This is a genomic window from Deltaproteobacteria bacterium, assembly GCA_020845895.1.
GTDB lineage: Bacteria > Lernaellota > Lernaellaia > JACKCT01 > JACKCT01 > JADLEX01.
The window spans coordinates 1-24,032 of sequence record JADLEX010000139.1; the positions used below are offsets into that span (position 1 = coordinate 1).

At 63.2% G+C, this 24,032-nt stretch carries 37 protein-coding genes; all 37 read right to left on the minus strand.

What is annotated here, in order from left to right; all coding sequences use genetic code 11:
• Positions 1-8 precede the first annotated feature (8 nt).
• The gene (locus tag IT350_18740) at positions 9-1,451 is read right to left on the minus strand and encodes a sigma-54-dependent Fis family transcriptional regulator (GenBank protein ID MCC6160096.1); all 1,443 of its coding nucleotides are present in this window, start codon (positions 1,449-1,451) and stop codon (positions 9-11) included.
• A 19-nt stretch (positions 1,452-1,470) separates the two neighbouring features.
• Positions 1,471-3,135, minus strand: coding sequence for a PAS domain-containing protein (locus IT350_18745; GenBank protein ID MCC6160097.1), 1,665 nt, complete (start codon positions 3,133-3,135; stop codon positions 1,471-1,473).
• A gap of 80 nt (positions 3,136-3,215) precedes the next feature.
• Positions 3,216-4,427: a type II secretion system F family protein gene (locus tag IT350_18750; protein ID MCC6160098.1), complete on the minus strand. Its 1,212-nt coding sequence runs from the start codon at positions 4,425-4,427 to the stop codon at positions 3,216-3,218.
• Between the two features lie 19 nt (positions 4,428-4,446).
• Complete coding sequence (locus IT350_18755; GenBank protein ID MCC6160099.1) at positions 4,447-5,577, minus strand: type IV pilus twitching motility protein PilT; 1,131 nt, start codon at positions 5,575-5,577, stop codon at positions 4,447-4,449.
• A 28-nt stretch (positions 5,578-5,605) separates the two neighbouring features.
• Complete coding sequence (gene pilB, locus IT350_18760) at positions 5,606-7,327, minus strand: type IV-A pilus assembly ATPase PilB (GenBank protein MCC6160100.1); 1,722 nt, start codon at positions 7,325-7,327, stop codon at positions 5,606-5,608.
• Positions 7,328-7,512: 185 nt separating this feature from the next.
• Entirely contained in the window at positions 7,513-8,073 is a 561-nt protein-coding gene (locus tag IT350_18765) for a TlpA family protein disulfide reductase (protein MCC6160101.1), read from the minus strand.
• Positions 8,074-8,197: 124 nt separating this feature from the next.
• Positions 8,198-8,848 carry a 50S ribosomal protein L17 gene (rplQ, locus tag IT350_18770; protein MCC6160102.1) on the minus strand — a complete coding sequence of 217 codons (651 nt, stop codon included), beginning with the start codon at positions 8,846-8,848 and terminating at the stop codon, positions 8,198-8,200.
• A gap of 72 nt (positions 8,849-8,920) precedes the next feature.
• Positions 8,921-9,940: a DNA-directed RNA polymerase subunit alpha gene (locus tag IT350_18775; GenBank protein MCC6160103.1), complete on the minus strand. Its 1,020-nt coding sequence runs from the start codon at positions 9,938-9,940 to the stop codon at positions 8,921-8,923.
• Between the two features lie 27 nt (positions 9,941-9,967).
• Positions 9,968-10,597 (minus strand): 30S ribosomal protein S4, encoded by a 630-nt coding sequence (rpsD, locus tag IT350_18780; protein MCC6160104.1) that lies wholly within the window; start codon positions 10,595-10,597, stop codon positions 9,968-9,970.
• A gap of 15 nt (positions 10,598-10,612) precedes the next feature.
• Positions 10,613-11,002, minus strand: a complete 390-nt coding sequence (gene rpsK / locus IT350_18785; protein ID MCC6160105.1) for a 30S ribosomal protein S11 — start codon at positions 11,000-11,002, stop codon at positions 10,613-10,615.
• Positions 11,003-11,040: 38 nt separating this feature from the next.
• On the minus strand, positions 11,041-11,415 hold the full coding sequence (gene rpsM / locus IT350_18790) for a 30S ribosomal protein S13 (protein ID MCC6160106.1): 375 nt from the start codon (positions 11,413-11,415) through the stop codon (positions 11,041-11,043).
• 21 nt (positions 11,416-11,436) lie between these two features.
• Complete coding sequence (gene rpmJ, locus IT350_18795; GenBank protein ID MCC6160107.1) at positions 11,437-11,550, minus strand: 50S ribosomal protein L36; 114 nt, start codon at positions 11,548-11,550, stop codon at positions 11,437-11,439.
• Between the two features lie 115 nt (positions 11,551-11,665).
• Positions 11,666-12,445 carry a type I methionyl aminopeptidase gene (map, locus tag IT350_18800; protein MCC6160108.1) on the minus strand — a complete coding sequence of 260 codons (780 nt, stop codon included), beginning with the start codon at positions 12,443-12,445 and terminating at the stop codon, positions 11,666-11,668.
• 3 nt (positions 12,446-12,448) lie between these two features.
• Positions 12,449-13,096, minus strand: a complete 648-nt coding sequence (locus tag IT350_18805) for an adenylate kinase (GenBank protein ID MCC6160109.1) — start codon at positions 13,094-13,096, stop codon at positions 12,449-12,451.
• Between the two features lie 3 nt (positions 13,097-13,099).
• Positions 13,100-14,404, minus strand: coding sequence for a preprotein translocase subunit SecY (secY, locus tag IT350_18810; protein ID MCC6160110.1), 1,305 nt, complete (start codon positions 14,402-14,404; stop codon positions 13,100-13,102).
• Positions 14,405-14,434: 30 nt separating this feature from the next.
• Positions 14,435-14,884 carry a 50S ribosomal protein L15 gene (rplO, locus tag IT350_18815; GenBank protein ID MCC6160111.1) on the minus strand — a complete coding sequence of 150 codons (450 nt, stop codon included), beginning with the start codon at positions 14,882-14,884 and terminating at the stop codon, positions 14,435-14,437.
• The gene (gene rpmD / locus IT350_18820; protein ID MCC6160112.1) at positions 14,885-15,067 is read right to left on the minus strand and encodes a 50S ribosomal protein L30; all 183 of its coding nucleotides are present in this window, start codon (positions 15,065-15,067) and stop codon (positions 14,885-14,887) included. It abuts the gene before it with no gap.
• A gap of 29 nt (positions 15,068-15,096) precedes the next feature.
• Positions 15,097-15,600, minus strand: a complete 504-nt coding sequence (rpsE, locus tag IT350_18825; protein MCC6160113.1) for a 30S ribosomal protein S5 — start codon at positions 15,598-15,600, stop codon at positions 15,097-15,099.
• Positions 15,601-15,620: 20 nt separating this feature from the next.
• Positions 15,621-16,016, minus strand: a complete 396-nt coding sequence (locus tag IT350_18830) for a 50S ribosomal protein L18 (protein ID MCC6160114.1) — start codon at positions 16,014-16,016, stop codon at positions 15,621-15,623.
• Positions 16,017-16,072: 56 nt separating this feature from the next.
• On the minus strand, positions 16,073-16,609 hold the full coding sequence (gene rplF, locus IT350_18835) for a 50S ribosomal protein L6 (GenBank protein MCC6160115.1): 537 nt from the start codon (positions 16,607-16,609) through the stop codon (positions 16,073-16,075).
• Positions 16,610-16,628: 19 nt separating this feature from the next.
• A complete protein-coding gene (rpsH, locus tag IT350_18840) occupies positions 16,629-17,027 on the minus strand; it encodes a 30S ribosomal protein S8 (protein MCC6160116.1) in 399 nt (132 codons plus the stop codon).
• A gap of 40 nt (positions 17,028-17,067) precedes the next feature.
• On the minus strand, positions 17,068-17,253 hold the full coding sequence (locus tag IT350_18845; GenBank protein ID MCC6160117.1) for a type Z 30S ribosomal protein S14: 186 nt from the start codon (positions 17,251-17,253) through the stop codon (positions 17,068-17,070).
• Positions 17,254-17,303: 50 nt separating this feature from the next.
• On the minus strand, positions 17,304-17,846 hold the full coding sequence (gene rplE, locus IT350_18850; protein ID MCC6160118.1) for a 50S ribosomal protein L5: 543 nt from the start codon (positions 17,844-17,846) through the stop codon (positions 17,304-17,306).
• A gap of 92 nt (positions 17,847-17,938) precedes the next feature.
• Entirely contained in the window at positions 17,939-18,307 is a 369-nt protein-coding gene (locus IT350_18855) for a 50S ribosomal protein L24 (GenBank protein MCC6160119.1), read from the minus strand.
• Between the two features lie 27 nt (positions 18,308-18,334).
• A complete protein-coding gene (gene rplN / locus IT350_18860) occupies positions 18,335-18,703 on the minus strand; it encodes a 50S ribosomal protein L14 (GenBank protein MCC6160120.1) in 369 nt (122 codons plus the stop codon).
• A 30-nt stretch (positions 18,704-18,733) separates the two neighbouring features.
• Complete coding sequence (gene rpsQ / locus IT350_18865; protein ID MCC6160121.1) at positions 18,734-19,021, minus strand: 30S ribosomal protein S17; 288 nt, start codon at positions 19,019-19,021, stop codon at positions 18,734-18,736.
• Positions 19,021-19,221: a 50S ribosomal protein L29 gene (rpmC, locus tag IT350_18870; GenBank protein ID MCC6160122.1), complete on the minus strand. Its 201-nt coding sequence runs from the start codon at positions 19,219-19,221 to the stop codon at positions 19,021-19,023. The genes rpsQ and rpmC overlap by 1 nt, the downstream gene beginning before the upstream one ends.
• Positions 19,211-19,633: a 50S ribosomal protein L16 gene (gene rplP / locus IT350_18875; GenBank protein MCC6160123.1), complete on the minus strand. Its 423-nt coding sequence runs from the start codon at positions 19,631-19,633 to the stop codon at positions 19,211-19,213. Before rplP ends, rpmC begins: the two co-directional genes overlap by 11 nt.
• Positions 19,634-19,705: 72 nt before the next feature.
• The gene (gene rpsC, locus IT350_18880) at positions 19,706-20,335 is read right to left on the minus strand and encodes a 30S ribosomal protein S3 (GenBank protein MCC6160124.1); all 630 of its coding nucleotides are present in this window, start codon (positions 20,333-20,335) and stop codon (positions 19,706-19,708) included.
• 10 nt (positions 20,336-20,345) lie between these two features.
• Complete coding sequence (gene rplV / locus IT350_18885) at positions 20,346-20,681, minus strand: 50S ribosomal protein L22 (protein ID MCC6160125.1); 336 nt, start codon at positions 20,679-20,681, stop codon at positions 20,346-20,348.
• 60 nt (positions 20,682-20,741) lie between these two features.
• Entirely contained in the window at positions 20,742-21,020 is a 279-nt protein-coding gene (rpsS, locus tag IT350_18890; protein ID MCC6160126.1) for a 30S ribosomal protein S19, read from the minus strand.
• 25 nt (positions 21,021-21,045) lie between these two features.
• Positions 21,046-21,870: a 50S ribosomal protein L2 gene (gene rplB, locus IT350_18895; protein MCC6160127.1), complete on the minus strand. Its 825-nt coding sequence runs from the start codon at positions 21,868-21,870 to the stop codon at positions 21,046-21,048.
• 26 nt (positions 21,871-21,896) lie between these two features.
• Positions 21,897-22,196 carry a 50S ribosomal protein L23 gene (locus IT350_18900; protein MCC6160128.1) on the minus strand — a complete coding sequence of 100 codons (300 nt, stop codon included), beginning with the start codon at positions 22,194-22,196 and terminating at the stop codon, positions 21,897-21,899.
• Positions 22,193-22,813 (minus strand): 50S ribosomal protein L4, encoded by a 621-nt coding sequence (gene rplD, locus IT350_18905; protein ID MCC6160129.1) that lies wholly within the window; start codon positions 22,811-22,813, stop codon positions 22,193-22,195. Before rplD ends, IT350_18900 begins: the two co-directional genes overlap by 4 nt.
• Before the next feature lie 20 nt (positions 22,814-22,833).
• A complete protein-coding gene (rplC, locus tag IT350_18910) occupies positions 22,834-23,475 on the minus strand; it encodes a 50S ribosomal protein L3 (GenBank protein MCC6160130.1) in 642 nt (213 codons plus the stop codon).
• A complete protein-coding gene (gene rpsJ / locus IT350_18915) occupies positions 23,472-23,795 on the minus strand; it encodes a 30S ribosomal protein S10 (protein MCC6160131.1) in 324 nt (107 codons plus the stop codon). Before rpsJ ends, rplC begins: the two co-directional genes overlap by 4 nt.
• A gap of 108 nt (positions 23,796-23,903) precedes the next feature.
• Positions 23,904-24,032 (minus strand): elongation factor Tu (locus IT350_18920; GenBank protein ID MCC6160132.1); only part of this gene is annotated, 129 nt, incomplete at its 5' end.

The following is a 24,032-nucleotide window of genomic DNA, read 5'->3' on the forward strand; positions in this document are numbered from 1 at the left end:
AAAATTTGTCAGGACCGTCCGTCCGGTTCGTCCGTCGTGCCAGGATCGTCTTCCGCGAAGGGTCCGTCATCGGGCTCCAATCCGTACTTTTGCAGCCGATAGCGAAAACTTCGGAATGAGATCCGCAGCAGCTTCGCGGCTTCGGTCTTGTTGCCGCCGGTGAGCTCCAGCGCCTGCGTGAGAAGACGCTTTTCCAGGTCAGCCACGACGTTCTCGAGGTCGAGACCTGCCGACGTGACCTGAATGGCGTCGAAAATGGTCTCGACCGGGGCCGGCGTCTTTCGAATTCTCGGCGTGAGTGATTCGGGCAGGATGACGTTCGTTGTCTCGAGCGTCACCGCCCGCTCCATGGCGTTTTCCAGCTCGCGCACGTTTCCGGGGAACGGATACGTCCGCATCAGCTCCATCGCCTCGTTCGAGATGCGCCGAATGTCCTTCTGGAGCTGGGTCGCGAACTTTTCGAGAAAGAAGTTCGCGAGCATCGGGATGTCGGAAGCGCGCGCGCGCAACGGGGGAATGTTGATCGCGATGACGTTGAGCCGATAGTACAGGTCCTCGCGGAACTTCCCTTCGCTCACCTCTTTCTCGAGATCGCGGTTCGTCGCCGCGATGATGCGCACATCGATGACTTCGTCCTGCGTCGCCCCGATCGCCAGCACCTTGCGCTCCTGCGTGGCGCGCAGGAGTTTGACCTGAATGTTCAGCGGAATCTCGCCGACTTCGTCGAGGAACAGAGTGCCCTGATGCGCCGCCTGAAAAAGTCCGCGCCGGTCCGCCGTTGCGCCGGTGAACGCACCCTTGCGATGGCCGAACAGTTCGCTCTCCCACAGCGTCTCGGGGATCGCTCCGCAGTTGACGACCACGAATGGCATCGTGCTGCGCGGACTGTTGAAGTGGATCGCCTTGGCGACCAGCTCCTTGCCGGTTCCGGTTTCTCCGAGGATCAGGATGTTGCTGCGCGTGGCGCTCACGCGCTTGATCATCTCGTAAACTTCGCGCATCGAATCGTGCGCGCCGAAGATGTTGGCGAACCCGTAGCGGTTGCCGAGCTCCGTCTTGAGCTGGATGTTTTCGCGCAGCAGGGATCGATTCTCGAGGCACTTGCGGATGACGTGCTTGAGGTCGTCCACCCGAAACGGCTTCGTGACGTAATCGGTCGCGCCCAGCTCGATCGCTTCCGTCACCGATTCGGGACTGGCGTAGGCCGTGATCATGACGACCGCCGCCTCGGGATCTTTCACCTTCGCCGCGCGCAGAACGTCGACGCCGGAAAGCCCCGGCATCTTGATGTCGGTGATGATGAGATCGTACCGATGCTGGTCGATTTTTTTCACGGCGTCGTTCCCGTCCAACGCCGTATCGACCGCGTGGCCTTCCCGAGTCAGCAGGATCGAGAGGAACTCCCGCATGGAGAGTTCGTCGTCGACCACCAGCAACCGCGTCCTCGGCATTCGTTTTCTCCCGTTCCGGTTAGGCGGCCGGGAAACGCACCGTGAAGGTGGTTCCCTTTCGCGGGCGGCTCTCGACCAGGATCCGACCGCGGAACATCTCGACGATCGTGTGGCACGTGGTCAATCCGAGCCCGGTCCCGCGCTCCTTGGTCGTGAAGAACGGATCGAAGATCGCCTTGAGCGTATCTTCGTCCATGCCCTTGCCGTTGTCGCTCACCGTGATCTCGACGACGCGACCGTCGAATCCTTCCAGGGGGCCGCCGAGCAACCGCCCTCTCAGGCGCAGCTCGCCGCCGTCGGGCATCGCCTGCACGGCATTGATGCCGAGGTTCCAGAAGACCTGACGGAGCTGATTGGGGTCGGCGCGAAGGAAAAGCGGCTCCGAAAATTCGCGGACGACTCGGATTCCCGCGCGACACCCGGGTTCGTTTTCCAGCACCTTCGCGGTGTCGTCCGCGATGAGTCGCGCGTCGACAAGTTCCTCCTTCACCGGACCCGGCCGGGCGAAGGCGAGAAAATCCGTGACGAGCGAATTGAGCCGTTCGGTCTCGCGGATGACGATGTCCATGAGATGCGCGTTGACGGTGTCCAGTTTCAATTCGCGCGAGAGCAACTGGATCGATCCCGACATGCTCGCGAGCGGATTGCGGATCTCGTGCGCGATGCCCGCCGCCAGCTTGCCGACCGCGGCCAGTCGATCCGTTCGACGCACCGCGTCCTCCATCGTCTTGATCGCGGTTCGGTCCTCGAAGGTGACGAGCGCACCGAGCCGCGTGCCGTCGCCCGCGACGAGCGGCGAGTGGCCGATCTCGAGATGGATCGTGCGACCGTCGGCGATCTCCAGGCTCGCCGAGGCGTGCCGCGCGCCCGCGCGCGGCAGGACGGGCGGCAGTTCGGGCATCACCTCGCGCAGCGCGCGGCCCGTCAGGTCGCTTCGCGCGTCGCGCCCGAGAATGCCGAGCGCCGCGGGATTCGCGAACATGACGCGCTCATGATCGTCCAGCGCGAGAATCCCCATGGGAACCGATCGGATCATGTGCTCGAATCTCGCGCGAAGCTGTTCGAGATCCTCCTGCTTGCGCGCGAGTTCCAAGCCGACGGCGCGACTGCGTTCGGAGAGGAAACCCGCCAGATACGCGGCCGCGAAAATCGCGAAGATGTGAAAGACGAGTTTGAGCACCACGTCGCGCGCCGTGATGACCGGCGCGTCCGGCTCGACGTTGGGCAGCGAAATCAGCCCTCGCCACTGGGCGACGAAGACCACGATCATCAGGGCCGAGCACGCGAATCCCGCGATCCGCGTCGCCCGGCGCGTCAGCAGGATCGACGCGTTGATGACCGCGAGCACGTACATGAACGGGAAAAACGAATCGACGCCGCCGGACAGGTAAACGAGACCGGTGATGAACAGAATGTCCCAATAAACCTGCACGTAGAGGAACCACTCGCGGCTCGCGAGCCGCTGGATGAACAGCGCGGACAGAAGCGCGGTCAGAACGTGCGTGGTGATGAGGATGAAGAACGCGTATCGGGCTTCCTGAATGCCGAGAACGAAGACGCGCCCGAGCACGAAGGTCGCGACGACGACGCGAAGGAAGAGCAGCCACTGCAGAAGCTGGTGGGCGTCGGAGCCCGCCGCGACGGTGCGCGCCTCGACGACCGGGCGGGAAACGGAGACGGCCATGTTTCCTCTCACCGGGTCGGGAAGGAATCCATGGCCGTCGTCCCTTTCGTCGGCCGGCGTGCGCCGGCCGTATCGCGTCTTTAGCCGATCACGGACACGAGCTTGAAGATCGGCAGGTACATGCACACGAGCAGGAAGCCGACCGATCCGCCGAGGAACACCATCATGATGGGCTCCAGCAGTGTGGTGAGCGCCGACACCGACTGATCAACCTCGTCCTCGTAAAAGTCGGCGATCTTCGCGAGCATGACGTCGAGCGCGCCGGTCGATTCGCCGACCGTGATCATCTGGCACACCATCGGCGGGAACACGCCGGATTCCGCGAGCGGTTCGGCGATGGTCTTGCCTTCGGCGATGCGCGCCTTGGTCCTGAGAATGGCGCGTTCGATGGTGCGGTTTCCCGATGTCTTGGCGACGATCTCGAGGCCGTCGAGAATCGGCACGCCCGAGGTGATCATCGTGCCGAGCGTGCGCGTGAACTTGGCGACCGCCTGCTTGCGGATGAGCTCGCCGAACACGGGGATCTTGAGAGTCACGTCGTCCCAGATGGCTCCACCCTTGTCGGTCTTGATGGCCTGACGAAACGCAATGACGCCGCCGATGATTGCCGGGACCAAGATGAACCAGAAACTGCGGAGGAAGTTCGACACGTCCACGACGAGCTGCGTCGGCCCGGGGAGCTGGCCGCCGAAGTCCTCGAACATCTTCTTGAACACGGGGATGACGAAGATGAGCAGGACGAGCACGACGATGATCGTGATGCCCAAGACCGCGGCCGGATAGACCATCGCGCCCTTGACGCGTTTCTTGAGTTTCATCGCTTTTTCGATGTAGGCGCCCAGGCGGTTCATAATGGTGTCGAGAATACCGCCGACTTCGCCGGCCGCGACCAGCGCGACGAAGAGCTGATCGAAGACCTTGGGATGCTTGCCGAGCGCCTTGGCGAACGTCGAACCCGACTCGACGTCGTTCTTCACGGCGAGAAGCACCTCGGCGAAGGTCTTGTTGACCTGCTGCGACACGAGAATGTCGAGGCACTGCACCAGCGGGAGGCCGGCGTCGATCATCGTGGCGAACTGGCGGGTGAAGATGACGATTTCCTTCTCGGTCACCCGCTGCTTCATCAACTCGACCTGGAAGATACTCCCGCCCTTGCCCTTGGTCTTCACCTCGGTCGCGACGATCTGCTGCGAACGCAGCCGGGCAATGACGGCCTCCTCGTTGGGCGCATCCATTTCGCCCTTGGCGACGTTACCGGAACGGGTACGTCCTTCCCATTTATAGACCGGCATGACCGTCTCCTTTCGACCGCTACTTGCGGGCCGCCTTGGCTGCCGCGGACTCGATCATCTGAACCAGTTCCTCGGGCTCGGTGGAGTGTCCCAGCGCATCCTTGTACGTGATCAGGCCCCGCGTGTAGAGGCTGAACAGCGACTGATTCATCGTCTGCATGCCGTACTTGCTCTGGCCCATCTGCATCTGGGAGTAGATTTGGTGCACCTTGTCGTCGCGGATCAGCGCGCGGATCGCGGCGTTGGGGATCAGCACCTCGCTCGACATGACGCGGCCCACGCCCGAGGCCCTCGGGATGAGCCGCTGGGAGATGACGCCTTCGAGCACGAACGACAACTGGGCGCGCACCTGCGGCTGCTGATGCGGCGGGAACACGTCGATGATTCGGTTCACCGACTGCACCGCGTTGTTGGTGTGCAGCGTGGCGAACGTCAGATGTCCGGTCTCCGAGATGTTCAGCGCCGACTCGATCGTGTCCAGGTCGCGCATTTCGCCGATGAGCACGATGTCGGGGTCCTGGCGCAGGATGTGCTTGAGCGCGATCGTGAAGGTCTTGGTGTCGGAGTGGACCTCGCGCTGGTTGACGAGACATCCCTTGTGCGCGTGCAGGTACTCAATCGGATCCTCGACGGTGAGGATGTGCTGGTTCCGCGAGGTGTTGATCTTGTCGATGATCGACGTGAGCGTCGTCGACTTGCCGCAGCCCGTGGGCCCGGTGACCAGAATCAGGCCCGACGGCTTGTTCGTCAGGTCGCTGATGATGTTGGGAAGGCCGAGTTCCTGGAGACTGAAGGTCTTGAAGGGGATGACGCGAAACGCTCCGGCCACCGCGCCGCGCTGGCGGTACACGTTGGCGCGAAATCGCGACAGGCCCTTCACGCCGAACGACAGGTCGAGCTCGCTCTCTTCCTCGAAGTGGTGCCGCTGAAGGTCGGTCAGCACCGAATAGCACAGCCGTTTGGTGTCGCTCGCGGTGAGCGCCGGCATGTTCAGCGGCGTCAGACGCCCGTCGATGCGGAACTGCGGCGGCGAGCCCGTCGTGATGTGAAGGTCGCTCGCCCCTTTTTCGATCATGATCTTCAGCAACTGGTGAAGATCGACCGTTCGGACTTCCGCCGCGCCCGCGTGCGCCGATTCGTTTGCGCTCATCATCCGTCCGTTGATTTCCGTTCTTCGATCAATCGGTCGCGGTCACGCGAACGATTTCTTCCATCGTGGTCACGCCTTCAAGCAGCTTCGACAGGCCCGACTGGCGCATCGACTTCATCCCTAGACGAATCGACTCGCGCTTGAGCTCGGTCGTCGATGCGCCGTTGAGGATGAACTCCTTGATTTCCTCGAAGATCGGCATGACCTCGTAGAGGGCGATGCGGCCCTTGTAGCCGGTCTTCGAACACTTCATGCAGCCCGCGCCGTGGTAGACCACCGCGTTCGCCGCGTCGTTTTCCTTCATGCCGAGGTCCTTGAGCGCCTGCGGCGAGAACTCGATCTGCTCCTTGCAGCCTGTGCAGATCTTGCGCACGAGGCGCTGCGCGGCGATGAGCTGCAGCGACGCCGTGACGAGGAAGGGCTCGATGCCCATGTTCAGCAGACGGGTGACGGAGCTGGGCGCGTCGTTCGTGTGCAGCGTCGAAAGCACCATGTGGCCGGTGAGCGCGGCCTTGACCGCGATTTCCGCCGTTTCGAAGTCGCGGATTTCGCCGACCATGATGACGTCGGGGTCCTGACGCAGAAACGAGCGCAGCGCCGCGGCGAAGTTGAGGCCGATGGCCTCGTGCATCTGAACCTGATTGACGCCCTTGAGCGTGTACTCGACCGGGTCCTCGGCCGTGGAGATGTTCTCGGAGACCTTGTTGAGTTCGGTCAGCGCCGAGTACAGCGTGGTCGTCTTGCCCGAACCCGTCGGGCCCGTGACGAGCACCATGCCGAAGGGCTTGTGAATCGCGACCTTGAAGTGGTCAAGCGGCTTCTCCTCGAAGCCGAGTTTGGTCATGTCGAGCTGCAGCGACTCCTTGTCCAGCAGACGCAGAACGATTTTTTCGCCGAAGATCGTGGGCAGCGAGCTGACGCGGAAGTCCATCTCCTTGCCCTTGGCGGTCTTGAGGCGGATGCGTCCGTCCTGGGGCAGGCGGCGCTCGGCGATGTCGAGGTCGGCCATGATCTTCAGGCGGCTCGTGATGGCGTTCTGCAATTTGCGCGGGGGATCCATGACCTTGTGCAGCACGCCGTCGATGCGGTAGCGCACGCGGAAGCTTTTTTCGTAAGGCTCGACGTGGATGTCGGACGCGCCCTTCTTGATGGCGTCGGACAGAATCAGGTTGACGAGCTTGACGACGGGCGCGTCCTCGGCGGAGCGTTCGAGCTCGACCGGATTGACCTCTTCTTCCGTATCGAGCACCTCGAGGTCCTCGACGTCGAAGCCGTCGAGGACGTTGCCCATCTCCTCCTCGTGGGAGTCGTAGTAACGCTCGATGGCGTTCATGATCGAGTCTTCGGTGGCGACGACGGCTTCGATCGAATATCCGGTCAGGAACTTGATGTCGTCGATCGCGAGGATATTCGAGGGATCGACCATCGCGACGATCAGCGAGTTGTCGGCGCGGGAGATCGGGATGCACTTGTACTTCTCGGCGATCTCCTTCGGGACGAGCTTGATGACCTCGGGGTCGATCGTAAACTCGGACAGGTTGATCGACGGGACGCCGTACTGGCGCGAGAGGATGTCGGCCAGTTCCGATTCTTCCAGATACCCCAGGCGCGAGAGGTGGTAGCTGAGCCGACCTCCGGAGACCTTCTGTTCGGCAAGGGCGGTCTCGAGCTGGTCCGGGCTGATCAGGTCTTCTTGGACAAGCAGTTCACCCAATTTGTCCCGGCTCGGCGAATCGTTCGAAGCGGCCATAAACCCTACCTCCGATCCTTGGGGACCCACGGATCACGCGGACATTTGACGTGGCAGTTGCACAGTATGAAATGGGCCCCGTTGCTGTCAAGCCGAACGGAGCCCAAAGCGCGCCAATTCAGGGGATTTGCACAGAATTTTCACGGCGGTCGAAATCCGTCGATCGCCCGAAACCGCCGGGGCGGTCACTCCTCGATCAGACGGCGATAAAGTTCCATGTAGGCGGGCGAGAGCCAGTCTCGCGGGCCGATGAAACGTTCGACCACATTGCCGGCCTTGTCGATCAGGAAGGTCTCGGGGAATCCCGTCACGCCGTAGACGCGCGCGATGTCGTCCTTCGGATCGAGCAGCGTCGGCACGTCGAGCTGTCGCTCGCGGAAAAACGACGCCACATCCTCGCGACCGCCATCGTCCACGGAGACCGTCACCACGGCGAACTGGCCGGGGTCCATCTTGCGGTGCAGGCTCTGGATATCGGGCATCTCGCGGCGGCACGGTGCGCACCACGTCGCCCAGAAATTCAGGAAGACGACCTTGCCGCGATAAGAATCGAGCGCAACCTGGCGGCCTTCCATGTCGGTGAGGGTGAATCCGGCCGCCTGCGCGCGATTCCCGGAGATCGAACCCGGCCCGCCGCAGTCGCCGCCGAAAATGAGCCCGTACAGAACCGCCGCGAACACGACGAAAACGATGAACAGAATCCGATTGTTGTTCTGTTCGGATGTCTTGTTGTTCGACTCGGACATCGCTTCTCCCGGGGACTCGCACCGATTCGCGGCGCGACACCCGCCCGTGGGTCTTCACGAAAACGGGGAGGCTTGCGGCCTCCCCGTGAAATCTCGCCGCGACCGTTCGCCGCGTCAAGAGCGCTCACTCGGACTTGGGCTCTTCCGCCGCGTCCGCCGACTCGCCTTCGGGAACGTCGTTCGCGGTTTCATCGGCCGGCGCGACCTTTGTCTCGAGCGGGGCTTTGGCCGGCGCCGCGGACTTGGGTTCGGCTTTGGGTTCGGCCTTGGCCTTCGCCGTCTTTGCGGACTTCGGTTCCGCCGCTTCGGCGGCCTCGCCTTCGCCCTTGGCTCGACGCTTGCGGCGACGCTTCTCCTTGGGCGCGGCGGCTTCTTCGGTCTTCACCAGTTCGATGAACACCATTTCGGCGGCGTCGCCGCGACGGGGCCCGAGTTTGATGATCCGCGTATACCCGCCGGGGCGCGTTTCATACCGCGTCGCGAGTTCGCCGAGCACGCGCTCGATGGCCTTCTTGTCGCGCAGATACGAGAGCGCCTGACGATGCACGTGCAGCTTCTTGGCCGCAACGCCCGTGTCGCTCGCGCCGTCGCCGAAAGCCGCGTACCGCTTGCCGAGCGTGATCAGCTTTTCGGCGTAGCGGCGGAGCTCCTTGGCTTTCGCCTCGGTCGTCTGAATCCGCTCGTGCAGGAACAGGCTCGTCGCCATGTTGCGGAACATCGCGCGGCGATGCTCGCTGGAGCGGTTGAGTTGCCGGTAGTCTTTCAGATGTCGCATGTTCGCTTCCCTATCGTCGATCCGCCCGCCGTACGGCGGGCTTCATCATGCCCACGGGCGAGGCAACCAACCTCAGCCGTTGGCCTCGTCGTCATCGATATCCGCCGGAGGCCGCCAGTTTTTCAGCTTCATCCCGAGCGAAAGACCCATCTCGGCCAGAACCTCCTTGATCTCGTTGAGGCTCTTGCGTCCGAAATTCTTGGTCTTGAGCATCTCGGCTTCGGACTTTTGCACAAACTCGCCGATGTAGCGGATGCTCGCGTTCTTCAGGCAGTTCGCCGCGCGCACCGAAAGATCGAGCTCGTCCACCCGGCGATACAGGTTTTCGTTGTGCTCGACCTCCTCGTCCTCTTCTTCGTCGTCCTCGTCGTACTCCTGCTCTTCCTCGTCGAAGTTGATGAAGACGCTGAACTGTTCCTTGAGGATCTTGGCGGCGAGGCCGAGCGCGTCCTCGGGGCCGATCGATCCGTCGGTCCAGATCTCGATGATGAGGCGGTCGTAGTCGGTGCGCTGGCCGACGCGGGCGTTGGTCACCTGGTAATTGCACTTCACGATCGGCGAATACAGCGCATCGACCAGGATCGTGCCGATCGGGATCTCGTCGTCGGGCGATTTCTGCGACTCGGCGGGCACGTAACCGCGCCCGAGTTTCGCTGTCAATTCACAGTCGATCTTGCCTTCCTTGGCGAGCGTGGCGATGTGCAGGTCCTTGTTCAGGATCTCGACCGCCGGGGGACACACGATGTCGCCGGCCGTGATGATGCCGTCGCCGCTCTTCGCGAAGCGCAGCGTCTCGATCGAATCCGTGTGCATTTTCAGGCGAACCTGCTTGAGGTTCAGCACGATGTCGGTGATGTCTTCTTTCACACCGGGAATCGTCGAGAACTCGTGACTGACGCCTTCGAAGCGCGCGGACGTGATCGCGCCGCCCGGGAGGGTGGACAACAGCACGCGACGCAGGGAGTTCCCCAGCGTCTGACCGTACCCCCGTTCGAGGGGTTCGGCGAAGAAACGGCCGTAAGTCGCGCCTTGACGTTCCTTATCGGCGACGATTTTCTTCGGACGGATGAGTTCTCGCCAGACTTTGTGCATGGACGTGGGCCCCTAACGGCTTGGGTGTTACTTCGAGTACAACTCGACGATGAGCTGCGCGTTGATGGTCGCGTCCAGATCGGACGCGTTCGGCAGGCTCGACAACGTGCCCGTGAACGCGTCCTTGTTCAGTTCGAGCCAACCGGGTACGCCCCGACGCTCGATGGTCTGCAGGGCTTCCTGAATCCGGGCGTTGCCCCGGCTCTTTTCACGCAGCATCACCTTATGGCCCGGCTTCACGAGAAAGCTCGGGACATCGACCTTTCGTCCGTCGACAAGGAAGTGGCCGTGCGAGACGAGCTGACGCGCTTCGGAGCGGCTGCCGGCGAAACCCAGACGGTACACCACGTTGTCGAGGCGCCGTTCGAGCAGCACGAGCAGATTGTCGCCCGTGACGCCCTTCATCTGGTCGGCCTTCTCGAAGTACAGACGGAACTGCCGTTCGAGGACGCCGTAAATCCGCCGCGCCTTCTGCTTCTCGCGAAGCTGGATGCCGTAATCGGATTCCTTGCCGCGCCGTCGCTGGCCGTGCTGACCGGGGGCATACTTACGCCGCTCGATCGCGCACTTTTCGGTGAAGCAGCGGTCGGCCTTCAGAAAGAGCTTGGTGTCTTCGCGCCGGCAGAGACGGCACACGGAATCGGTATAACGAGCCACTGTCGAACTCCTCGATCAGACGCGCCGGCGCTTGGGCGGCCGGCAACCGTTGTGCATGATCGGCGTCACGTCCTTGATCACGTTGATTTTGAATCCCGCGGTCATGAGCGCACGCAGCGCCGCCTCGCGGCCCGAACCCGGACCCTTGACGAACACCGAGAGCTGCTTCACGCCGTGTTCCTGCGCCTTGCGCGCGCACTCTTCGGCCGCGACCTGTGCGGCATAGGGCGTCGATTTGCGGCTGCCCTTGAATCCCGACGAACCCGCGCTCGACCAGCAGATCGCGCCGCCGGACAGATCGGTGATCGTGACGATGGTGTTGTTGAACGTCGCCTGGATGTGAGCGATCCCGCTGGGGATGTTCTTCTTGACGACCTTCGCGCCCACGCGTTTGGCTTTGGCCATTTTCCTTGATCCTCGGTTATCGAAATCCGACGCGAGCGTCAGACTTTCCGTTTGCCCTTGACCGCCGCGCGCTTCGGACCCTTGCGGGTACGCGCGTTGGTGTGCGTCCGCTGGCCGCGAACCGGCAGGCCGCGACGGTGGCGCAGGCCGCGATAGGTGCCCAGATCCATGAACCGTTTGATGTTCATGGCGATGTCCTTGCGCAGATCGCCCTCGACCTTCACGTTCTCGTCGATGAAGCTGCGAATCTTCGCCACCTCGACGTCCGTGAGCTGTCCCGCGCGCACGTTCGCGTCCACGCCCACCGCGGAAAGGATCCGGCTCGAAATCGCCGGTCCGATGCCGTAGATGTACGTCAACGACACCACCACCCGTTTGTCGTTCGGGATATCCACACCGGCAATACGCGGCATGATCTTCCTCCGCCTTCCTCTTTAGCCTTGACGCTGCTTGTGCTTCTTGTTCTCGCAGATCACACGCACCACACCCTTACGGCGAATGATCTTGCACTTGTCGCACCGTCGTTTCACCGATGCCTGCACTTTCATGACGTGTCTCCGCGTGCCCGCCCGAATTTTCCCGACCGGGAGAAAAGAGCGAACCCGTTAATCCATCGCGGCCAAAAGGTCAAGCCCCGCCGCGAGTTATCCTTCGTTCTCTACGCTATCGACGCGCCGACAGCACCCTCGGGCCGTCCGGCGTGATCGCCACCGAATGCTCGATGTGGGCGGACAGTCTCCGATCCGCCGTCACCGCCGTCCATCCGTCGGCGAGCACTTCCACCTCGGGAGTCCCCTGGTTGATCATCGGCTCGATGGCGAACACCATTCCGGGCCGCAACCGCTCTCCCGACCCCGCCCGTCCGACGTTCGGAACCGGCGGGGGCTCGTGCATCTTTCTCCCGACACCGTGGCCGACGAACTCGGTCACGACGCCGTATCCTTTCGACTCGGCCAAGCTCTGTACCGCGTGGCCGATATCGCCCAGGCGGTTGCCGTTTCGCATGCACGCGATGGCGGCGTCGAGACAGGCCCGCGTCGTCGCGATGAGCGCCGCCGCATCCGCGTTCACGGGCCCGATCGGGATCGTGATCGCCGAGTCGCCCACCCATCCGTCGAGGACCGCCCCAAAATCGAGCGACAGAATATCGCCCGTTTTCAGCACGCAGTCGGCGCTGGGAATGCCGTGCACGATCACCTCGTTGGGACTCGCGCACACCGTCGCCGGAAACGGCTTCCCCCCCGCCGAGCTGGGGTAGTTCAAAAACGCGCTCTTCGCGCCGTGCTTTTCAAGGACCTTCCGGCCGATTTCGTCCATCTGGGCCGTCGTCGCACCGGGCTTCGCCGCCTCGGACATCAACGTCAGGGCTTCAGCGACCACCTGATTCACCCGGTACATCGCCTCGATCTCGGCCGGGCTCTTCAGTCGGATGCCGACGTTCACGCGTCACGCCCCGATCGCGGTCACAATCTGGCCCGTGATCTCCTCGATCGATCCGCCGCCATTCACCGAGGCGAGGCTGCCCTTCGACCGGTAATAGTCGATGAGCGGCGCCGTCTGGTTGTGATACGTCACGAGCCGCTGCCGGATCGTGACTTCGCTGTCGTCGTCCCGCACGTAAAGGTCGGATCCACCGCACTCGTCGCAGACCCCGACCGTTTTGGGCGGATTGAATTTCACGTGGAACATCGCCCCGCAACCCCGGCAGGTCAGCCTCCCGGAGAGCCGCGCGACGAGATCCTCGTCATCCACGTCGATCGACACGACCTTCGACAGCGCCAGCGTCCGCTTTGCGAGCAGTCCGTCGAGCGCCTCGGCCTGCGCCGTCGTGCGCGGAAAACCGTCGAGAATGAACCCACCCTTCGCATCCGCCTGATCGATCCGTTCGTCGATCAGACCGATCACCACCGAATCGGGCACCAACGCACCCTTGTCCATGTAGCCCTTCGCTTCGAGACCAAGCGGCGTTTGGGCTTTGAGCGCCGCACGAAGCATGTCGCCCGTCGAAATCTGCGGAATTCCGAGTTTTTCCGCGAGCACCTTCGACTGCGTACCTTTCCCCGCGCCCGGACCTCCGAGCAGAATGAGACGCATCCCCTACCCCCGACGACCCTTGAACTTCTTGGTTCCCAGGAAACCGTCATAGTGGCGCATCAGCATGTGGCTTTCCATCTGCTGGATGGTGTCCAGGCCGACGCCCACGACAATCAGACGCGCCGTTCCACCGAAATAGAACGGAACCTTGTAAATCGCGATCAGAAGAGTCGGAAGCACGCAGATCGCCGCGACGTACATCGCGCCGCCGAGCGTGACGCGGGTCAGAACGCGGTCGATGTAGTCCGCCGTGCGTTTTCCCGGACGATAACCGGGGATGTACGCGCCGGACTTTTTCAGATTCTCCGCGACGTCGACGGGGTTGAATGTGACCGCCGTGTAGAAGTAGCAGAAGAAGATGATGAGCGCGACGTAGAGCGCCGTATGAATGATCGTTCCCGGGGCCATCGCGTTGCCGATGCTCTGGGCGATCGGGTGATCGATGAACTGGGCAAACGTCGCCGGGAACATCAGGATCGAGCTCGCGAAGATCGGCGGGATGACGCCCGCGGTGTTGATCTTGAGGGGCAGGTGCGTGCTCGCTCCGCCGTACATGCGGCGACCGATCACGCGCCGTGCGTGCTGGATCGGAATCTTCCGTTGCGCGCGCTCGACGTAAATGATCACGAACACCACGAAGACCATCAGAATCAGGATCGGCAGCGTGAACAGCAGCGAACGCTCGCCGGAGCCGATGTCGACAAAGAGCTGGTAGATCGCGGCGGGAAGGCGCGCGACGATACCGGCCATGATGATGAGGCTGATGCCGTTGCCGATGCCGAACTCGCTGATCTGCTCGCCGAGCCACATGATGAAGGCGGTGCCGGCCGCGAGGGTGATCGCGGACGTGAGCTTGAACGTCATGCCCGGATGCAGCACGACGCCCTGGCCGAGCATGCCTTTTTCGAGACCCACCGAGATCATGAAGCCCTGAAACAGCGCGAGCACGACGGTGCCGTAGCGCGTGTACTGGGTGATCTTGCGGCGGCCGAGCTCGCCTTCCTTCGACAGCTTCTCGAGGTAGGGCACGACGACCGTGAGGAGCTGCAGAATGATCGACGCCGAGATGTAGGGCATGATGCCCAGGGCGAAGATCGAGCCCTGCTCGAGCGCTCCGCCCGAGAACATCGAGAACATGCCGAAGACGGTGCCCGCGGCGTTCTTGAAAAACTCGGCGAGTGCGGCGGCGTTGAGCCCCGGCAGCGGCACGATGCAGCCCACGCGATAGACCGCGAGCAGCAGCAGCGAGAAGAACACCCGTCGCTTCAGCTCCGGGATCTTGAAAATGTTCTGAAAGGCGCCGATCACGATCAAAAGCCTCCCGGCTTCACCGCTCGATTAGGATTTGATCAGCTCGACCTGTCCGCCGGCGGCCAGGATCTTTTCTTTTGCCTTCGCCGAAAATCCGTGCGCCTTCACCGTGAGCGCCACCGTCAGATCGCCGTCGGACAAAACCTTGATGCCGTCCTGAGCCTTGCGGACCACGTGGCTCTCGACGAGCAGCGCCGGATCCACCACCTGGCCCGCCGTGAAGCGCGCCAGATCGCCGACGTTGACCGTCGCAAACACCTTGCGGAAACGACCGTTCGTGAATCCCCGCTTGGGAATCCGGCGGGAGATCGACATCTGGCCGCCTTCGAAATAGTCGCCCTGGTTCTTGCCGGCGCGGGCCTTGTGGCCTTTGTGGCCCTTGCCCGCGGTGCCGCCCTGGCCCGACGCGTTGCCGCGACCGATGCGCTTGCGGTCCTTCACCGCCCCTTTCGGGGGAGTCAATTCGTTGAGTTTCATTTACGCCGTCTCCTCGAAACGCACGAGGTGGAGGACTTTTTTCACCATGCCGCGAATCGTCGGCGTGTTGGCATGCTCCACCGTGTGGTTGATCCGGCGCAAACCGAGCGCCTTGATGACTTTTCGCTGGTTCGGCTCGCGGCCCAGCGCCGAACGAATCTGCGTAATGCGAATCTTGCCCATGCTGTGTTCCTCCCCCGGTTCGCCGATCCTCAGCCTTCGGCGCGACGCAGGCGGCCGCGATAGGCGTCGGGGCTCTTCAAAAACTTCAGGCCCGCCTCGGCCGCCTTGACCAGATTGTACGGGTTACGGCTGCCCAGGCTCTTGGTCAGGATATTCTGGATGCCCGCGGCTTCGAGGATCGCGCGCACCGCGCCGCCGGCGATCACGCCCGTACCGGCGCTGGCCGGCTTGAGCAGAACCTTCGCGGCGCCGTAGCGACCGACTTCCGGCGCGACCACGTGCGGGATCGAGGCGTTTTCGGTCAGGGGCACCGAGAAGATGTTCTTCTTCGCCTTGTCCACCGCCTTGCGGATCGCGTCGGGAACCTCGTTGGCCTTGCCCTGGCCCACGCCAACCCGACCGCGCCCGTCGCCGATGACGACCAGAGCCGCGAACGAAAACCGACGTCCGCCCTTCACGACCTTCGCGACGCGATTGACGTGAATGACCTTTTCGACAAAGTCCTGAGCCGAATCGCCGTGACTGAAATCCAAGTCGGCCACTTTATTCTCTCCTAAAACTCGAGGCCGGCGCGACGCGCCGCGTCGGCGACCGCCTTCACCCGTCCGTGATACAAAAATCCGTTACGGTCGAAGACGACCTTGGTGATGCCCTTGTCCTTCAGCCGCTGCGCGATCAGCGCGCCGATCGCCTCGCTGCACAGAATCTTGGTGCCCTTGGTCGCTTCACCTTCCTTGGCCGGAGCGGCCTTGGGGCGATCGAACCCCTTGTCGAGCGACGACGCGCTCACGAGCGTCACGCCCGTTTCGTCATCGATCGCCTGTACGGCGATGTGTTTCGAGCTGCGAAACACGCACAGGCGCGGGCGATCCGGGCGGCCGCGCACCTTGCGGCGCACGCGCTGCTGACGGGCGAGTCGGGGCGTCAATTTGACTTTTTTATAGCTCACGGTTCCTCTCCTTCCGCGACGGCGGGTTCAGCACCCCTTGGCGCGGATGATGTGCGTTACGCGTTGGTCTTGCCTTCCTTGCGGGCGATGACCTCGTCGGAATACTTGATGCCCTTGCCCTTGTACGGCTCGGGCGGACGGATCTTGCGGATCTTCGACGTGAAGTTTCCGATGTGCTGCTTGTCGTTGCCCGCGACCGTGATGTTCACGCCCTTTTCGACGTTCACGGTCAGGTCGTCGGGAATGCGAAGGATCTTCTCCTTCGGGAATCCCACCGACAGCCACAGTTCCTTGCCCTTGACCTCGGCCTTGTAGCCGACGCCGACCATTTCCATCTTGCGCTCGTAGCCCTTGGCCACGCCCGTCACGAGGTTCTGCACCAGCGCGCGGGTCAGACCATGGAGCGAACGGCGTTCGCGGTGGTCGTCGCGGCGCGAGATCTGGATCTTGTCGCCCTCGACCGCGGCCGTCACGCCGTCGGGCAGCACGTGCGTCAGCGAGCCCTTCGGGCCCGAAACGGTCAGCTTCGTTCCGTCGAGTTTGACGGTCACGCCCTTTTCGAGCGTCACTGGAAGTTTGCCGATTCGACTCATCGTCCCTCTCCTTCCCGACTCACCAGACGCGGCACAGGAGTTCGCCGCCGACGTTGGCCTGACGCGCATCGTCGTCGGTCATCACGCCCCGGCTCGTGGACACGATCGTCAAGCCCAACCCGCCGAGCACCTGGGGCGCCTCGCCCGATCCCGCGTAACGACGCAGTCCCGGACGGCTGACCCGTTCGAGGCCCGTGAGCACGGGTTTGTTGTTGCGGTCGTAGCGCAGGTGAATGCGGATGATGCCCTGCGTCGCGTCCTGCTCGAACTTGTACGCGTCGATGAAACCGCGGTCGCGCAGGATCCTGCAGACCTCGTTTTTCAGTTTCGAGGACGGCACCAAGACCTCTTGATGTCCCGCCCTGTACCCGTTGCGGATGCGGGTGAGCATGTCCGCCAGGGGATCCGTCATGACCATCGTCGTCTCCTCACGCCCGCCGCCTTCCGGCGGGCCCGTGTCACCAACTCGACTTCACCACGCCCGGCAGGTCGCCCTCGAGGGCGAGCTTGCGCAGGCAGATCCGGCACATCCCGAACTTGCGGTAATACGCCCGGGGACGCCCGCAGATCGGGCACCGGTTGTACTGCCGCACCTTGAACTTCTGCGGACGGGCCGCCTTCGCCTTGATCGACTTCTTCGCCACAACTCACCTCGCTTCGTCGCCGGACTCCCGGCGTTCCGGACGCCGCCGGACTACTTGCGGAAGGGCATCCCCATCTTTTCGAGCAGCGCGCGGCCTTCCTCGTCGTTCTTGGAGGAGGTCACGATCGTGATGTTCATGCCCTTGATCTTGTCGACCTTGTCGTAGTCGATCTCGGGAAAAATGATCTGCTCCTTCACGCCGAGCGTGTAGTTGCCGCGGCCGTCGAAGGCCTTGGCCGACACGCCGCGGAAGTCGCGGATACGCGGGATCGCGACCGTGATGAGCCGGTCGAGAAACTCGTACATGCGATCGCCTCGCAGCGTCACCATCACGCCGATGTTCTGGCCCTTGCGCAGCTTGAACGCCGCCTCGGACTTCTTGGCCTTGGTGACGACCGGTTTCTGGCCCGCGATCCGGCCGATCTCCTCGACCGCCGACTCGATGAGCTTCGGATTCTGAAGCGCCTCGCCGAGCCCGCAGTTGAGCGTGATCTTCCGGAGCTTCGGCACCTGCATCAGGTTCGTGAATCCGAAGTCCTTCATCAGGGCCGGAATCACCTGCTGCTCGTACATCGTCTGCATTCGCGCCGCCATTGCGGTCTCCTGTCTCGCCTTGACTTTGACCCGGTCCGGTCATTGCGGCGCGTGCGCCGCGTCCTTGGTTCCCACGGCCTTTCGGCCGAGCGTTATCGATCCACCGATTCGCCGCACTTCTTGCACACGCGCACGCGCTTGCCGTCGGCGAGGGCCTTCGTGCCCGTGCGGGTGGGCTGGTTGCACGCCGGACACACCAGCATCACGTTGCTGTGATGGATGAAGCCCTCGCGCTCCACGATGCCGCCCTGACGATTCGTCTTGCCCGGCCGCGTGTGGCGCTTGATCATGTTCATGCGTTCGACGAGCACGCGTCCCTTGACGGTGTCGACCGCCAGCACCTTGCCCCGCTTCACGGCGTTGGCGAGCGCGCCGACTTCCTTGCCCGCCACGACGTGGACGAGGTCGCCTTTGCGCACGTGCATCTTCACGCGCTCTTTTCCGATCGGTTCCTTGGCCATCACAGCTCTCCTTGCGCGAAGGGGTCCCTAAAGGACCTCGGGCGCCAGCGAGATGATCTTCATGAATTTCTTGGCGCGCAGTTCGCGGGCCACCGGTCCGAACACGCGGGTGCCGATCGGCTCCTGGTTGTTGTCGATCAGCACCGCCGAATTCTCATCGAAGCGGATGTAGCTGCCGTCCGGGCGACCGATGTCCTTCTTCACGCGAACGATGACGGCCTTGTGCACATCGCCCTTCTTGACCTTGCCGTTCGGGATCGCCTCGCGCACCGACACGACGATCACGTCGCCGACGGTCGCGAACTTGCGCTTGCTGCCGCCGAGCACCTTGATGCACCGCAGGCTGCGAGCCCCGGAATTGTCGGCCACACCCAGCGTGGTCAGCATCTGAATCATGACGTCACCCCAGCCCGATACGCGCCGGCCTTATACGGCCGCCCGCTCGATGATCTTCTTCACCGCCCAGCGTTTCGTCGCCGACAGCGGACGCGATTCGATGAGCACCACCGTGTCGCCGATCCGGCACTCGTTGGCCTCGTCGTGCGCCTTGTAGCTCTTGTGGCGCTTGATGACCTTGCCGTAGAGCGGATGCTTGTAGACGCGCGACACACGCACCACGATGGTCTTGTCCATCTTGTCGCTGGTCACGACGCCCTGAATCGTCCGCCGTTTCGCGGTCTTTTTCGTCTCAGTCACCGGTTTCGTCTCGGACATCATCGACCTCCCGTCGTCAGACGCGCGCGGCGCAACGTGGCGACGCGGGCGATGTCACGACGCACGGCTCTCATGCGTCCGGTGTTTTCGAGCTGCCCGGTGAAGAACTGAAAACGCAGGTTGAAATATTCGCCCTTCAGGTCTTCCTGCTTCTGGGCGAGTTCCTCGTCCGACAGTTTGCGAAATTCCTCAGCCTTCATGGGTCGCCTCGCGAATCACGATCTTGGTCCGAATCGGCAGCTTCGACGCCGCCAATTTCAGGGCCGACACGGCCTGCGCGGTGTCGATCCCCTGCATCTCGTACAGCATGCGGCCGGGTTTCACGCTGGCCACCCATTCCTCCGGCGCGCCCTTTCCCTTGCCCATGCGGGTTTCCGCGGGTTTCCTGGTCAGGGGCTTGTCGGGGAACACCCGGATCCAGATCCGGCCGCCGCGCTTGACCGAACGGGTCATCGCGATACGGGCCGCCTCGATCTGGCGGGCCGTGAGCCAACCGTCCTGCACCGCCTGAAGCCCGTAATCGCCGAAATCCAGGTTGCTTCCGCGCGTGGCCTGGCCGGCGCGGCGTCCCTTCATCTGCTTGCGGTACTTCGTCTTCTTCGGCGACAGCATTTGTCCGTCCTCTGGTCGCGCCGGGGCGTCATCGCACCCGCCGCCAAATTTCGTTCTTCCGGTCCCCCGCGATCAGCGGAGGTCGGCTTCTCCGTGATAGATCCACACCTTCACGCCGATCACGCCGTAGGTCGTGCGCGCGTGATACTGGCCGTAGTTGATGTCCGCCTTCAGGGTGTGCAGCGGCACGCTGCCTTCGCGGTACTGCTCGAAACGGCTCATTTCCGCTCCGCCCAACCGGCCCGAGCACGCCACGCGAACGCCCTTGGCGCCGAGCTTCATGGCGTTCGTGACCGCACGCTTCATGGCGCGACGGAACGCGATGCGGCGCTGGAGCTGGTTGCCGATGTTCTCGGCCACGAGCTGCGCGTCGAGATCCGCCCGGCGGACTTCCTGCACCTTGATAAAGATGTCGCGGTCGGCCATGTGGCGCAGCTTCTTCTGCAGCGTCTCGAGCTCCTGGCCCTTGCGACCGATGATCACGCCCGGCCGCGCCGTGTGGATCACGATGGTCAGCTTGTTGTGCGCGCGCTCGATCTCGATACGCGACACACTCGCCGACGCCAGCTTGTCCTTGAGGTAGGCGCGGATGCGCAGATCCTCGTGGAGCAGCTTGGCGTAGCCCTTGTCCGCGTACCACCGCGAATTCCAATCGCGGATGATGCCGAGGCGCAAACCGTTCGGGTGCGTTTTTTGACCCACCGTCGTCTCCTTAGTCCCGTTCGTCCAGCACGATCGTGAAATGGGCCGTGCGTTTCAGAATCCGGTTGATGCGCCCCTGCGAGCGCGTCATGATGCGTTTGAGCGTCGGGCCGCCGTCGACCATCACGCGCTTGACGTAGAGGTCGTCGATGTTGACGCCGCCCCGGGCCGTCGCGTTGGCGATCGCCGACGAGAGCAGCTTCTTGAGCAGCACGGCGGTCTTTTTGGGGGTGAACGCGAGAATGCCCATGGCCTCGTTCACGTCCCTGCCCCGAATCAGATCCGCGACGAGCCGACCCTTGAAGGGCGACACCCGCTGAAATCTCGCAATCGCTTTCACTTCCATCTCACTGCCTCCACCCCGGGCTCCGCTGCGCGCGTTTTATCGCCGCGCGGCGCCGCGGCCTTACTTCTTGGCCGCCTTGCGGTCCGCCGCGTGGCCGTGGAAGGTGCGCGTCGGGGCGAACTCGCCGAGCTTGTGCCCGACCATGTTCTCCGTCACGAACACCGGCACGAATTTCTTGCCGTTGTGCACCGCGAAGGTCAGACCCACGAATTCCGGCAGAACCGTCGACCGGCGCGACCAGGTCTTGATCAGCGAGCGGTCCCGCACGTCCAGGGCGCGGTTCACCTTCGCCTGCAGGTGCTCATCCACAAAGGGTCCCTTTTTGACCGAACGCGGCATGCGTCCCTCTCCCATTGCCCCGGCGTTACTTGCCGCGGCGCTTGACGATGTACTTGCCCGACGTCTTGTTCCGTCGCGTTTTGTAACCCTTGGCCGGCTGGCCCCAGGGCGAACACGGATGGCGACCGCCGCTCGTGCGTCCCTCGCCGCCGCCCATCGGATGATCGACCGGGTTCTTCGCGACGCCGCGCACATGGCCGCGCCGCCCGAGCCAGCGGGTGCGGCCCGCCTTGCCGATCGAGATGTTCGAGTGGTCGTTGTTGCCGACCTGCCCGATCGTCGCGCGGCATTCGCGGCGGAACCGGCGCAGTTCGCCCGACGGGAGCTTGAGAAGGACGTAGTCGCCTTCCTTGCCCATCACCTGGGCGAAGTTGCCCGCGGACCGCGCCACCTGGCCGCCCTTGCCGATCTTCATCTCGACGTTGTGCACGAAGGTGCCGTCGGGGATGTTGCGCAGCGGCAGCGTGTTGCCCGGCCGGATGTCGGCGTTTTCGTCCGACAGGATGCGGTCGCCGACCTTGAGCTGCTCGGGGGCGATGATGTAGCGCTTCTCGCCGTCCACGTAGTGCAGCAGTGCGATGCGGCACGTGCGATTCGGATCGTACTCGATCGCGGCGACTTTGGCGGGAATCCCGATCTTGTCGCGCTTGAAATCGATGATCCGGTACGCGCGCTTGGCGCCGCCGCCCCGGCTGTAGGCCGTCAGGCGTCCGGTGTTGTTGCGTCCGCCGGATTTGCGCAGAGGCTCCAGAAGCGCACGCTCGGGCGTCGACTTCGTGACCTCGGCGAAATCGCTGCCGGTCAGGTACCGTCGGGCTGGACTTGTCGGTTTGTATGTCTTGATCGCCATGCCTTCCTCTTCGCCGTCCTCGGGGATCAGGCGCCCTCGAAGAAGTCAATGGTTTGTCCCTTGGCCAGCTTGACGACCGCCTTTTTCCAATTGGGCTGCCGACCGAACTGACGACCTCGCCGCTTGTTTTTTCCTCGCATCAGGGAGGTTTTCACCTCGAGCACCTGCACGCCGTCGAAGAGCTGCTCGATCGCCTGGCGGATTTCCACCTTGTTGGCGTCCAACGCGACTTCGAACACGTGATGATTCGCGTCTTCCTTGGCCAGGTTCGCCTTTTCGGTGATGACCGGCCGCTTGATGATGTGGTGAGGATCCCGGCTGATCATTGCGCGAACCTCCCCTCGATCTTCGCCACCGCGTCCCGGGTCACGATCACGCGGTCGTAGCGCAGCAGGTCGTAGACGTTGAGTCCCTCGACCGGAAGCACCTTGACGAACGGGATGTTTCGGGCGCTCTTTTCGATCTTTTCGTCGCGCCCGGCGATGATGACGAGCCCGTTGGTCATGCCGAGGCCCGCGAGGATCTGGACGAGTTTCTTCGTCTTGATCTCGTCGAGCGCGATCTCGTTGACCACGGTGAGCTTGTTTTCGGCGACCTTCATCGACAGCGCGCTCTGCACCGCCTGCCGCCGGACTTTTTTCGGAATCTTGTAGGACCAGTCCTTGGGCTCGATGTTATGGATGTGACCGCCGCCGACGCGAACGCCCGAGCGCGCGGAACCCGCGCGGGCGCGACCGGTACCCTTCTGGCGGTACATCTTGGAGCCCGTGAAATCGACCTCGGAGCGGCCCTTGGTCTTCTTGGTCCCCGCCCGCCGGTTGGCGAGCTGGTTGCGGACAACTTCCCAGAACAGGTGGGGCTTCACCTCGGCGCCGAACACCTTGTCCGACAGATCGACGTGATCCACCTTCTGGCTGCCCGTGTTCAAGACTTCGTGTTTCATGGTCGTGTGTCCTTGCCCGGTCACTTCGTCTTCTTGACGGTCTCGTGAACCGTCACGATTCCGTTGCGGTGACCCGGCACTCCGCCGAGCAGGAAAATCAGATGGTTTTGCGCGTCCACCCGGAACACGCGGATGCGCTGAACGGTCCGCGTCTTGTTGCCGAGCTGGCCCGGCATCCGGCGACCCGGAACAACGCGCGACGGCGCGGCCGACGTGCCGATCGATCCCGACTCGCGGCGGTTTTTGGAGCCGTGCGACATCGGGCCGCGACCGAAGTGGTTGCGCTTCACGTTGCCCGCGAAGCCCTTGCCCACCGTCACGCCCTGCACATCGACCAACTCGCCCTCGGCGAACAGTTCCACCGTGATCGCCTGGCCGACCTTGTAGTCTTTCGGGCTTTCCACCCGGAATTCCTTCAGGGTCTTGTAAGCCGCCTTCGTGGGAAGGTGCTTTTTGAACTGGCCGGCGTCGGGCCGGTTCAGTTTCTTCGCCTCGACTTCCGCGAAGCCCACCTGGATCGCGTCGTAGCCGTCCGTCTCCGCGCTCTTGACGCGGACGACGATCCCGGGCTCCGCCTTGATGACCGACAGCGCGTGACGTCGGCCCGTTTCGTCGTAGGCCTGCGTCATGCCCATCTTCTTGCCGACAATGCCTTTCATCAGCGGGCTCCACTGTTGATCAGCTTGATGTCCACATCGACGCCCGGCGACAGCTCCAGCTTGCCCATCGCCTCCATCGTCTCCTGCGTCGTGTCGAAGATCTCAATCAGGCGCTTGTGCGTGCGGATCTCGAACTGCTCGCGGCTCTTTTTGTCGACGTGCGGTCCACGCAGAACGCAGAACTTCTCGATCTTCGTCGGCAGCGGGATCGGTCCCGAGACGTGAGCGCCGCTGCGCTTCGCGGACTCGGCGATCTCCTTGGACGATTTGTCCAGAAGCTTGTGATCGTACGCCTTGAGCCGAATTCGAATTCTCTGTTTCATGTCTCTTCCCGTCCGCTTCCCGCCCGGCACCCGCCGGCGATGACGATGGGCTCCCTCGTGATCCGTTGGCCGCCGCGCGAAAGGCTTCCGCGCGGTCGGCGAATTTCCTTACGCGTGAATTTTCGTGACGACGCCGGCGCCGACGGTGCGTCCGCCCTCGCGGATGGCGAAGCGAACGCCCTCTTCCATCGCGATCGCGTTGATCAGCTTCACCCGCATCTTCACGTTTTCTCCCGG